The 14,613-nt window shown below is 41.4% G+C and carries 13 protein-coding genes; 7 read left to right on the plus strand and 6 right to left on the minus strand.

The genetic code is table 11. The features are described from left to right. Window positions 1–141 precede the first annotated feature (141 nt). The 7 genes from JI65_RS15305 to JI65_RS15335 all read left to right on the plus strand — a co-directional run bounded on the left by JI65_RS15305 (window position 142) and on the right by JI65_RS15335 (window position 10,690). Window positions 142–1,047, plus strand: a complete 906-nt coding sequence (locus JI65_RS15305) for an ABC transporter permease (RefSeq protein ID WP_242457272.1) — start codon at window positions 142–144, stop codon at window positions 1,045–1,047. Window positions 1,048–1,058: 11 nt separating this feature from the next. Then, entirely contained in the window at window positions 1,059–2,555 is a 1,497-nt protein-coding gene (locus JI65_RS15310; protein WP_191018034.1) for a sugar ABC transporter ATP-binding protein, read from the plus strand. A gap of 16 nt (window positions 2,556–2,571) precedes the next feature. Continuing rightward, a complete protein-coding gene (locus JI65_RS15315; protein WP_191018035.1) occupies window positions 2,572–3,549 on the plus strand; it encodes an ABC transporter permease in 978 nt (325 codons plus the stop codon). A 149-nt stretch (window positions 3,550–3,698) separates the two neighbouring features. Beyond that, the gene (asnS, locus tag JI65_RS15320; protein WP_191018036.1) at window positions 3,699–5,147 is read left to right on the plus strand and encodes an asparagine--tRNA ligase; all 1,449 of its coding nucleotides are present in this window, start codon (window positions 3,699–3,701) and stop codon (window positions 5,145–5,147) included. Window positions 5,148–5,289: 142 nt separating this feature from the next. After that, window positions 5,290–6,507 carry a YhjD/YihY/BrkB family envelope integrity protein gene (locus JI65_RS15325; protein ID WP_191018037.1) on the plus strand — a complete coding sequence of 406 codons (1,218 nt, stop codon included), beginning with the start codon at window positions 5,290–5,292 and terminating at the stop codon, window positions 6,505–6,507. A gap of 313 nt (window positions 6,508–6,820) precedes the next feature. Further along, window positions 6,821–8,422, plus strand: coding sequence for a CTP synthase (locus tag JI65_RS15330; RefSeq protein WP_191018038.1), 1,602 nt, complete (start codon window positions 6,821–6,823; stop codon window positions 8,420–8,422). 105 nt (window positions 8,423–8,527) lie between these two features. After that, window positions 8,528–10,690 carry a DUF4954 family protein gene (locus tag JI65_RS15335; protein WP_191018039.1) on the plus strand — a complete coding sequence of 721 codons (2,163 nt, stop codon included), beginning with the start codon at window positions 8,528–8,530 and terminating at the stop codon, window positions 10,688–10,690. A gap of 100 nt (window positions 10,691–10,790) precedes the next feature. Here the strand turns inward: JI65_RS15335 and JI65_RS15340 are convergent, their stop codons facing one another. The 6 genes from JI65_RS15340 to JI65_RS15365 all read right to left on the minus strand — a co-directional run bounded on the left by JI65_RS15340 (window position 10,791) and on the right by JI65_RS15365 (window position 14,370). Then, window positions 10,791–11,555, minus strand: coding sequence for a DUF4469 domain-containing protein (locus JI65_RS15340; protein ID WP_191018040.1), 765 nt, complete (start codon window positions 11,553–11,555; stop codon window positions 10,791–10,793). Between the two features lie 249 nt (window positions 11,556–11,804). Continuing rightward, the gene (locus JI65_RS15345) at window positions 11,805–12,299 is read right to left on the minus strand and encodes a CPCC family cysteine-rich protein (RefSeq protein WP_191018041.1); all 495 of its coding nucleotides are present in this window, start codon (window positions 12,297–12,299) and stop codon (window positions 11,805–11,807) included. Continuing rightward, the gene (locus JI65_RS15350) at window positions 12,283–12,612 is read right to left on the minus strand and encodes a hypothetical protein (protein ID WP_191018042.1); all 330 of its coding nucleotides are present in this window, start codon (window positions 12,610–12,612) and stop codon (window positions 12,283–12,285) included. Before JI65_RS15350 ends, JI65_RS15345 begins: the two co-directional genes overlap by 17 nt. Further along, entirely contained in the window at window positions 12,596–13,303 is a 708-nt protein-coding gene (locus tag JI65_RS15355; RefSeq protein WP_191018043.1) for a DUF4417 domain-containing protein, read from the minus strand. The genes JI65_RS15350 and JI65_RS15355 overlap by 17 nt, the downstream gene beginning before the upstream one ends. A 184-nt stretch (window positions 13,304–13,487) precedes the next feature. Beyond that, the gene (locus tag JI65_RS15360; RefSeq protein WP_191018044.1) at window positions 13,488–14,039 is read right to left on the minus strand and encodes an ImmA/IrrE family metallo-endopeptidase; all 552 of its coding nucleotides are present in this window, start codon (window positions 14,037–14,039) and stop codon (window positions 13,488–13,490) included. Further along, window positions 14,026–14,370, minus strand: coding sequence for a helix-turn-helix domain-containing protein (locus JI65_RS15365; protein ID WP_191018045.1), 345 nt, complete (start codon window positions 14,368–14,370; stop codon window positions 14,026–14,028). Before JI65_RS15365 ends, JI65_RS15360 begins: the two co-directional genes overlap by 14 nt. Window positions 14,371–14,613 lie beyond the last annotated feature (243 nt).

Consider the following 14,613-nt stretch of genomic DNA (forward strand, 5'->3'; position numbering starts at 1 on the left):
TTTTTTTAGGTTTAATAAAAAACAAATAGAATAGTATTAGAAGTACTAATTTAAAAAAATCTTTTTTTTAGTGTGATATTAGGCAGCGGAACTTTTGCGAATTTTAAGAAAAGCCGCTATTTTGGAGTGTCAACGCTGGTCGTGTTGGCAGTTTTGTGCTGGGGAATTTTTAAGCTTTTATCTCCGCAGAACTTCGGAACTCCGAAGCTCATGTCCGATTATCTTCAGACGAGTATACAATACGCTGTTGGCGGTTGCGGACTTTACTTTATAGTCGTTATGGGACTTTTCGACTTTTCTATTGGTGCGAACATTGTCCTTTCTTCTATGGTCGGAGTTTTGCTTTCAAGAAATTTTGGCTACCTCGGCCTTATCGGCGGAACTTTGATTACAGGCGCTCTTATTGGTGCTTTCAACGGAATCTTTTATTCAAAATTAAAGATTCCTTCGATGATTGTAACCGTAGGCCTCATGCTGATTCTTGAGAGCGTTGCGAACTATGTTGTAGGTCTTGATACATCAGGATTCCCTGGAAAACTCACAAAAGCTTCTATTCTTGCCTTTAATCATGCTCCGTGGAATTACGTTGCAGCTTTTGCAGCTTTTGCTCTTATGGTGTTTGTCCTTCGGTTCACTCGAATCGGAACTTACTGTAACGCTATCGGAAGCAATGAGCTTGTCGCAAAGAACATGGGTATCAACGTAGAAAAATACAAGTTCATAGGTTTTGTTCTCTTGCATTTCTTCGTTGGCATTATGGCTCTTTTGACCGTAAGTTACGGAAAAGGAATTCTTGCCGTTACGGGTATGACTTCAATGGACAGAAACTTTAAGCCGTTGATGGGAACTTTTTTTGGCATTGCGTTCAAAAAGTACGGCTGCCCGGTTACTGCAATCGTAATCGGTGAGTTCATCATCACGATGATTTTTAACGGACTTGTTGCTCTTGACGTACCGACTACAATCAACGATTTTGTTACCGGTGCGGTTCTCCTTGCCATCGTTACTCTTACCAACCGCGGTAAGAGAGGTAGCGTTGTAAAATAAGGAGGAATCAAATGAGTCAAGTACTTTTAAAAGCTGAAAAAATAAACAAATATTTTGGAATAACCCATGCCGTAAAAGATCTGTCCCTTGAACTTTACACTGGCGAAATCCACGGTCTGATTGGCGAAAACGGTTCTGGAAAATCCACGTTCAGTTCTATGCTCTGCGGAATCCATACGGTTTCGAGCGGAACTTTTAATCTTTTAGGAAAAGAAATAAAGCCAAAAAGTCAGGTTGAAGCAAACAAAGAGGGCGTTTCTATTATCGTTCAGGAAATGGGAACTTTGCCTGGGCTCACCGTTGCCGAGAATATTTTCTTGGGCGAGGAAGACAAGTTCATGCACGGAATCGTAAAAGACACACGCGCCATGAACAAAGAGGCTCAGCGGCTTTTGGATTCTTACGGATTTACCGATATAAAAGCCTCAAAAATGATTGACCATTATTCTTTTGAGGAGCGAAAACTCGTAGAAATCGTAAAGGCGACTTACTTTAACCCGAAGATTCTTGTAGTTGACGAAACGACAACCGCATTGAGTCACGACGGACGACAGGAACTCTTTAAGGTTATGAACAAGACCCGCGAAATGGGTTCAACAGTAATCTTTATCTCGCACGACTTGGACGAAGTTTTGGAGCACACAGACAGAATTTCGGTTTTGCGCGACGGCGTTCTTGTAAAGACTGTAAACACAAAAGATGTTACGACAGACGACTTGAAGCGCGAGATGGTCGGACGCGAATTGGACGACAAATATTACCGTACAGATTATGGCGAGCCTGTTTCTGACGAAGTTGTTCTCTCTCTAAAAGATTTGAGTGTTCCGGGTGAGTTTGAGCATATTAATCTTGACTTGCACAAAGGCGAAATTTTGGGAATCGGCGGACTTTCTGAGTGCGGAATGCACGAAATCGGCAAGGCGATTTTTGGTGCTTCTTACAACAGAATGGGAAATGTTACTTTGAGCGACGGATACGAAATCAAAGATATTCCTGGTGCAATCAAGCACAGCATTGCTTATGCTTCAAAAGACCGAGACAACGAATCAATCGTAATTGCGGATTCCATTGGCGAAAATATCATGCTTCCGTCTTTGAGCGACCTTTCTAACCACGGATTCTTGAATCTAAAAGCCCTGAGCAGTTTTGCGGAAAAGTTTGCAAAGCAGATGAGCACAAAGATGACTGGAATTAAACAGTATGTTTCGGAGCTTTCGGGCGGAAACAAGCAGAAAGTTGTTCTTGCGCGCTGGATTGGAAAAGGTTCTGACATCTTGGTTTTGGACAGCCCGACCCGCGGAATTGACATAAAAGTAAAAGCCGACATTTATTCTTTGATGACCGAACTAAAGAATAAAGGCAAGTCCATTATAATGATTTCTGAGGAACTTCCTGAGCTTTTGGGTATGAGCGACCGCATTTTTATAATGAAGGACGGTCACTTTAACGGTGAATTCAAACGAAGCCGAGAGCTTGGCGAAAAAGATCTCATTGCAAAGATGATTTAAAATTAGGAGTTAAAACATGACTAGTACAGTCGCAGTAAAAACTATAACGGACGAAGAGTTGGCAAAAAAGGCAAAAATCAAAAGCATTTTTTCGAACTTTGGTCCTTTGTTCGGATTCTTTGGAATCGTCCTGTTGTTTTCTATATTAACTGGTGGAAAAATCATTCAGCCAAAGAACCTTAGCCTTATGCTGAGTCAGGTTTTTGTGTTGATGACGTGCTGTTGCGGTGTATTTTTGATAATGACCGTTGGCGGACTGGACTTTTCTCAAGGTTCAATTCTTGGTCTTTCTTCAATCATATTCTGCTGGGTGTCTATGTACAGCATTCCTCTGGCAATTGCGGCTTCTATTGCGGCCGGTGCGCTTATGGGTGCGTTCAACGGATTCTTCCACGTAAAATTCAAGATTGCGTCGTTCATCGTAACGATGTGTTCTCAGTATTTTTTCCGCGGATTGTGTAAGTACATTACGACCGGAGGACCGGTTCCTGCGAGCTACAACGTACTTTCGCTCGATTTGACGTGGTTCAAATTCCTTTTGATGGGAATCGTTCTTGTAGTCGTATTCGTAATCTGGCATTTTACGCGAGTCGGATTTGATTTGCGAGCAATCGGAGCGGGGGAAACTGCCGCAAGATTTTCTGGTTGCCGACCGGATTTGACGAAATTCCTCGTTTACGTTTGTTCGGGCGCAATCACAGGATTTGCTTCGTTCATAAACGTAGTTCACGTTGGTGCGATTACAGGTACAGCTGGCCGACAGCTTGAGACTCAGATTCTTATCGCTTTGGTTCTGGGCGGAATGCCAATTTCGGGCGGTGCGAAGGCAAGATTCTCGAACATCATTTTGGGAACGCTTACTTACTGCGTTCTTGAAAAATCCCTCCCGATGGTTTTCCCGATTGCCGCTACACAGCAGCTCGTAAAAGGAATCATCTTCTTGATTGTTGTTGCACTCACAATCGACCACGAATCTTTGAAGGTTATAAAATAGAATCTTTCTTAATTAACGGACTGTCAGCATTGTTGGCAGTCCGTTTTTAATGTTGGACACTTCAGAAATCAAAAAATCCGCTGGCAAACTTCACTAAAAGCCCTCTCAAATCTTTTCTGAATGATGTTTATTTGGTAAAATTAACGATTATGAAAACAGAACTTATTAAGGATATTCTTACATCCGCTCCGGACGGCCGCATTGTTACTGTATGCGGTTGGGTACGCACAATGCGTGATTCAAAAAATCTGGTTTTTATTCAGGTAAACGACGGATCATGCTTCGCTTCAATTCAGCTTACTTTTGATAGATCAAATCCTTCTAATCCTGCAAATTCAGAAAATATTGAAAAAGCTCTTGCCGATATTTCTACTGGTGCGAGCCTTTGCGCAACAGGAAAATTGATTGAGTCGCCAGCAAGCGGTCAGACTGTTGAGGTTAATCTTGAAACTCTCGTAGTTTTGGGAAAATGTCCGTCTGATTATCCGATTCAGAAAAAGGCTGCCACAATGGAATTCCTTCGCGAGAACGCTCACCTTCGTGCCCGCACGAACACTTTTGGCGCGGTTTTCCGAATGAGAAGCCAGATGGCATTTGCCGTTCACTCATTCTTTCAGGAGAGAGGTTTCTACTATATAAATACTCCGGAAATCACAGGTTCTGACTGCGAGGGTGCTGGCGAAATGTTCCAGGTTACGACGCTTTCTATGGAGAAACTTGCAGAAATCGCCATTGAAAAAGGTGCTGCAGGAATGAAGAAAGAAGATGCCGCAAAACTCGTAAACTATTCTAAAGACTTTTTCGGAAAGCCTGTAAGTCTTACCGTTTCTGGTCAGCTTGAGGCTGAAACTCTTGCAACGGCTTTGGGCCGCGTTTACACATTCGGACCGACTTTCCGTGCCGAAAACTCAAACACTACACGCCACTTGGCAGAATTCTGGATGTGCGAGCCAGAGATGGCCTTCTTTGATTTGGAAGACGACATGGACATTCAGGAAGAGTTCATCAAATATCTTTTGAACTGGGCTTTGACAAAGTGTGCTGCCGACATGGAATTCTTCAACAAGAGAATTCAGCCTGGCGTTATTGACACATTGCGTCATGTTGTTGAGACTCCGTTCAAACGAATTTCTTACACTGAAGCCGTTGCTGAACTTGAAAAACACGCTGACGATTTTGAGTTCAAGCCATACTGGGGTTGCGACCTTGCGACTGAGCACGAACGATATTTGACAGAAAAAATCTACAAGTGCCCTGTAATGGTTTACAACTATCCAAAAGAAATCAAAGCGTTCTATATGAAGCTTAACGACGACGGAAAAACCGTAAAGGCTGTTGACGTTCTCGTTCCGGGGCTTGGCGAAATTATCGGTGGTTCTGAGCGTGAGGAAAGCTACGACAAACTTCTCGCACGAATCAACGAGCTTGGACTTAAAGCTGAGGATTATAACTGGTACTTGGATTTGCGAAAGTTCGGTACAGTTCCTCACTCAGGATTCGGACTTGGCTTTGAGAGACTTTTGCTTTACGTAACAGGTATGCAGAATATCCGTGACGTGATTCCTTATCCACGTGCGCCAAAACTTGCTGAATTCTAGTTTTTAATTGCCGCGCTTGTCGCGGCAATCTTTTTTAATCAGGATTGATATGAAAAAAATAAAAAGCCACGTACAATTACAGTTGTAACTGTAAGCCAGACGATTTTTCTTACAATAAAATTCTTTTTTGCAGAATCGGCTCATGTCGTATGCGGGGGCTTGCTCGTTCAGTTTTATTTTTTCGTTCATTCCTGTTTTTATGATGATTGTGATGGTGCTCGTTCGAATCCTTCACGCGTCTCCAGACATGCTCACCTCGATTTTTTCAACTTTCCCAGAAATCGAAAAATATTTTTCGTACAATTCGATTGTGAGCCAAATGCAGAACGTAAAAAAATTTTCTCTTTTTGAAGTCTTCGTTGGAATTTCGATTTTTTGGATGGCGAGACGATTTTTTGCGTCTATTTTTGACGCGATGCAGAATATTTTTCACACGCGAATAAAGAGAAAAGCCCTCATAAATCAGATTCTGACTTTTGGAGTTGAGGCTGGCATTGTCGTCGTCGTTGCTGCCGTAATTTTTGCCTACGTTTCGGTAAAAGCCGTGCTCCAGATGGATTTTTTTAGGAATCTTTTTTCGGAAAATCCGAGGCTGTCTTTTATTGTTGAGGGCGTGTTCTTAAAATTCTTCATCAGCAATTTTTCTAACATTCTGATTTTTGTGATTCTTGCCGTGCTTTATTGGTCTGTTCCTGGCTCCAAGCCTTCAAAGAGACTGTGTTTTACTTCTGCCTTTTTGTGCACGTTCTCGTTTTGGGTGGTGAGAACCGTAATGCATCTTTTTTTGAACGTGAACAAATACAATCTGATTTACGGTGTGCTCGGTCAGATTATCATAACGCTCATGGATGTTTTCTTTTTCTTTACGATTTTTTTGTTCTTTGCGCAGTTCATTTTTGTGGTTCAGTTTTTTGACGAGCTTTTGTTCGGCGAACTTTATCTTCTTCCAAAAAAAGCGAAAATCGGTCGTTTTGAAAATATAAAACGCAGTCTTTTTATCCGCGCGGACTATTTGATTGCCAAAGAAGACGTTGTTCATTTTAAAAAAGGCGATGTGATTTTTAAAATCGGCACAAAAACCGATTGCGCATTTTATGTTGTAAAGGGCACTGTTAGGCTCACATTGGCGGACAATAGTTTTGCTTTTAGCGAGCGTGGCGATTTTTTTGGCGAAGTCGGCTGTATTTTGCTAAAACCGCGTTCCGCAACCGCAACTGCCGAAACCGACGTTCAAATGGTAAAAATCGGTGCGGAAACTTTCCGCTTCTTGGTTCACCAAAATCCCGACGCGGCCCGCAAAACTCTCGGTCAGTTCAGTGACTATTTTAAGGAAGACTGGCACGAAACGGAAACGCTGTAAGTTTGCTTTTTACATGCAGTTTTGTTTGCGCGCTTCCCGAAAGTTTTTTTATACGAAAAATTCGCGTTTTAATGGAAAATCTTTCCTTATGGTGACTAAACTTTCAATTTCTTTTATAATGTCTATTTTGAATAGCTAGGAAATCTCTAAAATAGAGGCGTTCGAAAACTTCAGCTTTTTGAACGCCTCTATTAAAAACTGAGTTTTTGTAAGGCTTTAGCCTGAAAAACTCGCATCGGCATGGAGGAAACATAGGTTTCCGAACAGGTCTAATGTGTTTAGAGCTTCCCAAAATCAACTTACAGGATTTTTTATGACGAAGTACATTTTTATTACAGGTGGTGTTGTTTCTGGTCTCGGAAAGGGAATTGCGGCGGCTTCAATCGGGCTTATCCTAAAAAGCCGGGGGCTAAAAGTCGTAAATCAGAAATTCGATCCTTATCTGAATATCGATCCTGGCACGATGAACCCTTTTCAGCACGGCGAGGTTTTTGTAACTGACGATGGAGCTGAGACGGATCTTGATCTTGGGCATTACGAGCGTTTTACGGACGCAACTTTGAGCCAGAGCTCGAACACAACTTCCGGTCGCGTGTACATGACTGTTTTGCAACGTGAGCGCGAGGGCGGATACAATGGCGGAACCGTTCAGGTTATTCCGAACATTACGGAAGAAATTTTGCGCCGAATGCTTCTTTCTACAAAAGAAACCAATGCCGATGTGATTATTACCGAAATCGGCGGAACGATTGGTGATATTGAATCCCTTCCGTTCGTAGAGGCAATCCGCCAGATAAAATATCAGGTTGGCGAGGAAAACTGCTGTTACATTCATTTGACGCTTGTTCCTTACATGAACAAGGCTCACGAAATCAAGACAAAGCCAACTCAGCATTCCGTAAAGGAACTTCAGGAACTTGGAATCCAGCCGAATATTCTTATGCTTCGTTGCGACGTTCCTGTTGATCAGACGACCCGCGAAAAACTTGCGCTTTTTTGCAACGTTGATTCTGACTGTGTTATTCAGAACACAACTGCACGTTCGATTTACGAAGTTCCTCTCCAGCTCGAAAAAGAGCACTTGGGAGACGCCGTTTGCAAGGTTCTCGGACTCCAGACTCCTCCGACGGAACTTACAGAATGGTCAAAAATGGTTGACGTGTTCCACAATCCTAAAGACCGTGTAAAAATCGCACTTGTTGGAAAATACGTTGATTTGCACGACGCTTATCTTTCTGTCGTTGAGTCTCTTATTCACGGCGGAATCGCAAACGAGCTTGGCGTTGACTTGGACTGGGTTGATGCTGAAGACTTGAAGGATGATGAATCTACGAAGGCGCGCTTAAAAGATGCGGACGGAATTATTGTTCCGGGCGGATTCGGCTCACGTGGAATTGAGGGAATGATTCAGGCGGCAAAATATTGCCGTGAGAACAAAGTGCCTTATTTTGGAATCTGTCTCGGAATGCAGATTATTGTTATTGAATATGCGCGCCACGTTCTTGGCTGGGCAGACGCACATTCAACCGAGATGAACAAAGAGACGACTCATCCTGTAATCGATTTGATGCCTGACCAAAACGGAAAGATTCTTGGCGGAACTTTGCGACTCGGAAAATTCGAGTGTGCCGTGGCTCCGGGAACGCTCACCGAAAAAGCGTATGGCTCATCGACAATCTGGGAGCGTCACCGACACCGCTATGAGTTCAACAACAAATACCGCGAGGATTTGAAAAAGGCCGGACTCGTGATTTCTGGCGTTAACCCTGAGCGAGACCTTGTAGAAGTTGTTGAAGTGCCTGAAAATCCGTGGATGGTTGGCGGACAGTTCCATCCTGAGTTCAAGTCTCGTCCGAACAAGGCAGGACCGCTTTTCCGCGACTTTATAAAAGCCGCTTACGATAACCGCAAGTAATTGATTTTCCCCGCTTTTGAGCGGGGCTTTTCGTAAAACTAAGATTTAAAAAATATACTCCGATAATAAAACCGAGACATACTGTAAAAATGGGTGGGAAGATTTATGGTTGCTTTGGTTAATGAAGCGAATGCTTCAACATTGCCGCCGCTCGGCGAACATTTTCTTGAAGGAAAACGCCGGCTTACTGAATCTGAAATAGAGATTCTGAAAAAAACGAACAGAAATATTGATTCAACTTGGCAGAACGTCTGGGTTGACAAAGATTTTTTTAATGCCGATTTAATTCAGAATTGCGAGATTTTAGGCTTTCTTGTAATCGGAAAACTCCGCAAAATCAACTTGAAGTACCATGATTTGTTGCTTGCGGCAGGACTTTACAATTCATATCTTGAGAATTTGATTTTGGGCGATGACAACGTTGTTCGTAACGTTTCTTATTTTTCAAATTATCGAACATCTTCTAGAGTAATTCTCTTTAACATTCAGGAAATTAGTTGTACCGTTCACTCAAAATTCGGAAACGGAATCGTAAAAGACGGCGAACCTGAATCCAACAGAATTTGGATTGGCGTTGGAAACGAGAATGACAATCGTGCGATTCTTGCATTTGAGGATATGATTCCTGCGGACGCGTATTTGTGGTCCCGTTACCGCGAAGACACTGAGCTTTTGGAGTGTTTTAAGACTCTCGTTGAGGCTTGCAACAATAAAAAATGCGATACGATGGGATTTATTGGAAGCGACAGCGTAATCAAAAATACGACGCTTCTTAAAGATGCCAAAATAGGTGAATGCGCGTACATTAAAGGCGCGTTCAAACTCAAAAACATTACGATTCTTTCGAGCGCGGATGAGCCTAGCCAGATTGGGGAAGGCGTTGAGCTTGTAAACGGAATCGTCGGTTTTGGAAGCAGAATTTTCTATCAGGCGGTGGCTGTTCGATTCGTAATCGGACGAAACTGTCAGCTAAAATATGGCGCGCGGCTTTTGAATTCGGTTTTGGGCGACAACTCCACAGTTTCGTGCTGCGAAATCCTCAACAATTTGATTTTTCCGTTCCACGAGCAGCATCATAATTCTTCGTTCCTTATTGCGGCCACGGTCTGCGGACAAAGCAATGTGGCTTCGGGTGCGACAATCGGTTCAAATCATAACTCCCGCTCCCCGGACGGCGAGATGTTTGCCGGGCGCGGATTTTGGCCGGGACTCTGCTCTGATTTTAAGCACAATTCAAAATTTGCAAGTTTTACGCTGGTTTCAAAAGGCAGCTATCAGAATGAGCTGAACATCACTTATCCTTTTTCTCTGGTTGCCTCGAACGGCCCTGACAAGCCGATTTCGATAATTCCTGCGTACTGGTTTTTGTACAACATGTATGCGATTGCCCGTAACAATGCGAAATTCCAGAGCCGCGACAAGCGCGTAATAAAACGCCAGCACATTGAGACGAACCCGCTCGCGCCAGATTCGATTCAGGAAGTGGTGCAGGCGGTGGAGCGCATTATTGAGCTTACGGCAAGATATTTGCTTGAGCGAAAGGATGAAAGAGTGCTTTTTGCCAAAAATGATGAGGAACGGCTTCAGTTTGCGAAAGATTTTTTACATCAGAATCCAAAGGCTGATTTTAAGTTGCAGGATTTGCAGTGCCAGAAAAAATTCGGTGCGGTGATTTTAAAGCCGGTAAAGGCATACAAGGAATATCGAAAGATTCTCAAATATTTTGCGGCTTCAACGTTGCTTGATTATTGTGCGATTCGCCACATTCCGAGCTTGAACCGACGCGAAATCATTCGAATCAGCCAGCTTCCGCTTTACACAAGATGGCTCAACGTTGGCGGACAGGTTATTCCAGAGGAAAAAATAAAAGAGCTTTTTGTTTTGATAAAAAATCACAGTCTGAATTCATGGGCTGAAGTTCACGGTTTTTATGACAACTGCGACGATTATTACATGACGTACAAAGTTGCCTACGCGACTTATATTCTTGAATTCTTGTACTCAAAGCCAATCTGCGAATTCTTGGAAGAAGATTTTGATGACATAATCAACGACGTAACGGCTGTGAGCGATGAAATGTACGACGCTGCGATTGGCTCGCGCAAGAAAGATTACGATGATTACTTTAGAAAAATCACCTTCCGAAACGAAGAAGAATTCCAGGCCGTTTTGGGCACGATTGACTCAAATCAGTTCCTGAACGACATGAAGCCACGAACTGCTGAGTTTGACAAGCGTTTGGGAAAACTCTTTGTGGATTTGTGTTAACGGAAACGCTGCAAGTTGGCTTTTGGAGTTTAAATTTTTCTTGTGCCTTTCCCGAGAGTTTTTCTGGCAAAGAATTTTGCTTCTTTGCCAGAAAAACTATTTACGCAAGCATGAACCTCTCTGCATAAACGCCTGTTCTTACTTTTTTATTTATGCGGGTGCCAGAGCCGTATGCCGTTCTGAGAATCAACCTGTAGCTTCCGCTTGCGACAGTCGACGGAATGTTGAACAGAATCTTTGTGTTCGTGTTGTCAACAATGTTTTCCATTCCTATGGCTGTCCATGTTGAGGAGTCCGCGTTGTAAGCGCCATCTTCCGAGCAAGATGCAAGATACAATCCTGTTTCCGATTCTTCGCCCGCAATCTTGAGTCTTTTGCCTGTAATACGGGCGGAATAACCGATTGAAAGCTCTTTGCTTTCTTGTTTTGTATGAATATTGTAAATGCTTGCCAAAAGAGGCTCGTTTGTCATGGTTATGTCCGCACCTGCCGTCACATCTTTTACGGCTTCAAGTGCCAAATCACTTGGCGTAAAAGAGAGCGTCATCCTCGGAACATCTTCGATTCCCGGAGTTTCTGAGTCAATGCTGCCATTCGGCTTTATATAGAGTACTCCCATTTCAAGCAAATCGACTGCCTTGCCGTTTTTAAGAAGTTCAAGGATTGCGTTTCTAAAAAGTCCGGCTGAATACAAAAGCGTTTCCCTGTCCAAGACCTTGTTGTGCTCAAGGATTTTAGAAACGATGTTTCCAATAAAAGCAGTGTTGCGTTTTACCTTTGCGTAAGAAACTGATTTGTCCGAAAGCGTGAGCGTGTGCATAGTAACGTTCACAGTGTCTGAAAGTTTGTTTGATTTATCGTCCATTTTAATACCACCTTTTTTGAGAATATTTTTAATGATTTTTTTTGATTCTTGACCCCGAACGGTTTGGCGTGGTATCTTCTTTAAAACGAACGAGAAGGTATCATGCCTTTTTTGTAAGCCCGTAGATTTACTGCAATAAATCTACGGGTATTTTTTTGATTTGTTCTTTCGTTTTCGGCTTGTCGAAAGAACAATAAACTTTCGTTTCCATAATTTGTTTCCTCCTTGCTTATTTATAAGGTTTTGATTCTAATCGGCAAAAAGAGAATTGTTTCTTTTTTCTTTGTAACGTGTTTTGCAGTTCTCAAAGTTTATTCCAGATTCATCAAGAATAGATTTTTCCTTTTCCGTGGCAGATTCTTTACGAAAGCGCATGAATTCAAAAGAATTTTCTTTTACAAAATCAATCAGTTCTTTTTTATTCTCTTGAGTCCAATAGTCGGATGAACCAAAATCAATTCGCTTTCTCAGAATCGTACGAATTTTTTCAGCATATTCAGCTTTTACTTTTTTTGTATGCTCAGCTTTTGCCTCAACTTCCAGTTGTTGAATATCTTTTCCTTGCTTGAAAAATTTCCTGTATTCATTCAAAGAAAAGAAATTAGCTCCGCCTCGCAAATTAGGATTTAAGAACTGAACTTCATCATCTTCCCAATTGCAAATAGGACAAATTTCCCACATTCGTTTTTCTGTCAATGTCTGATTTCCACAGACAGGGCATTTAAAGTTAGAAATCGTTGTCATTTTCTTCTTTGACTCCTTCCCAATATTCGTCAGCAGGTTCATCAGGAATAAAATAAGTTATCATTGTTCCATCAGATTTCGCCATTCCAAATTCGTGTGTATCATAATCAAATTTATACACAGTTCCATTTTTTGTAAAAGTATCAGTACTTTCAGTTTCTTCTGCATTCATAAAATCAACAACTTTGTTATTGTAGTCTAATTTTGACTTGCACCCTAACGCTTTTCCGTGTTTGGAAAAATGCACGCTTAATGAAGCAGGCGGAAAACCTTTTGCATACCAAGATGTTTTTCCACTATGCCCGTTTACCATAAATCTCCTCTACAGTAAAAAGAAGACTCGGATAAAGCTTTTGGGACTTTTCAAACTCCTTTTCTGTATTTACGACTTCTGCTTCGTGCCGGCAAGAAATTATATTGCAAGTGCCTTCCATTTCTTTATGAGTTTTTCCATAACAAAGAATGGTTGAAGGATTCTTTTGCTTCAAAAGTTCAAAATAACCGTCAAGAAAAGATTTTTTATGTTCTTTGAATGTTCCTAATGTCGAAATCGAAAATGTGCCATTGTCTGGAAGTCCTGCAAAACACCAAGAAAAAGTTTCTTTTCCTCCCCAACCTGCTCCTGGATAGACAACGCAGCCATGTCTTTGGAAAAAATTTCCAACCCATCGGCTTTTGAATATATTGAACCTTTGAATATTTGGATTAGAACAAAGATAAACAGAATAATCCGGTGTAAACATAAATTTATATTGTTTTAGTATTTCAATATAGTTAAAAGGATTTTTGAAAAAACGTTCAAGTTTATCGTCCCACTTGTAAAAATGAACTCCGCAATCTTTATGCGCAATATCGTTTTTCTTGATGTTATGACAACCAATCAATTTGATTTTATCAAGGTTGAACTCTTCTTTTATAATTTCTGGCATACCATAGTCATTGTCACAGTAGCCCGCATCACGAAGAATAAGTTCTCTGAATTTTTCATCAGATAATTTTTTCATTGGCATAATCTCCATAAAAATAAAATTTCCCTGAACGTATCTGTCAACGGCAGATTTAAGTCATTCAAGTTTGTATTTATTTCTGGCGATAATACCTATAGACATGACCGACCAAAGTTTTGTCTACAGGCGTTACCGCCTAGAGTCCGCTTGAATATTCCCTTATTCAGCGGGCTTTTTTGTTTTAAAATTCCTTCTCTTCCTCCTTTGCAAGAGAAATTAAATCATTTTCGTATTGGGTAAAAACTGTACCGGAATAACGAATCCGCTTCTGATAACGGTCTAAGGAATAATTTGCAAGGGTGAATGTCACCCAAAACTTATCCATTATTTCTTGTGCAAACCTAAGTCCAAAATAATGGATAAGTGGAACAGGAACTAAAAAGTAACTTGCGAAAAAATTGGCTTCCGCTTCATTCTCTTCATCATGAATTTTATGCCCCAAACGAATATGACCAATCTCATGAAAGAATGTTGAGCGAATTCGCTCAGCACTTTTTGAAGGATTGTAGAAAATCACAAATTTCTTATCTATTTTTGCCACCATTCCATCTTCGCTTGCTCGTATAATGGCCGCAAAAGTTCTAGATGTAAATTGATTGTACGATTTATATGCAATTCCAAGTTGTTTGCAGACATCCATCGCATTTACAGGGAACTTTGTAATATGCAGTTCCTTATAAAGTTCTACAACTTCTTCTTTAATCTCCTCATACCGCTCATCAGAAAGTCTCACCAATGTCCTCCACCGGGTCTGCAAGAAGGGCATTTATGATATCCCTTTTCTGCTCGTTCGTTAAAATTTTCGAATTACGGGCCAGAAGAAGTTTTATGTGTGGGAATTCTGATTCAAAATCGGATTCATCTTTTTTTCCGACAATCTCATCAATTGTTACGCCAAGAACATTCGCAATTTTTACGAGTGCCTTTGCACCAGGCTCCCTTGCATCGCTCAAATATCTGGAAACAGACGCTTCCGTTGACTCAATGGCCTGAGCGAACTCCTTCTGACTTAAATTCTTTGCCTTCATTAGGCGGGCGATTCTTTCGCCCATAGTTTCTGCCATTTAATTCTCCTAAAAAGCTAATAAATCAGAATTTGATTTTCTTACCATGAAGATAATATATCTTTCCATTGTTGTCAAGAATATGGAAAGATATATTACCAAAATTGTAATTTTTGTTTTTTTTCGGAGACACAATGTCTCCGTTACGAGGAGATAGTCTGTAACACTGCATGGAGACACTGTGTAACAGCGTGAGGAGGGTGTAAAAAACTCACGGAGAGATTTTTGCAAGGTTTAAACTGA

The sequence above is a fragment of the Treponema zioleckii genome, assembly GCF_014737315.1.
Taxonomy (GTDB): domain Bacteria; phylum Spirochaetota; class Spirochaetia; order Treponematales; family Treponemataceae; genus Treponema_D; species Treponema_D zioleckii.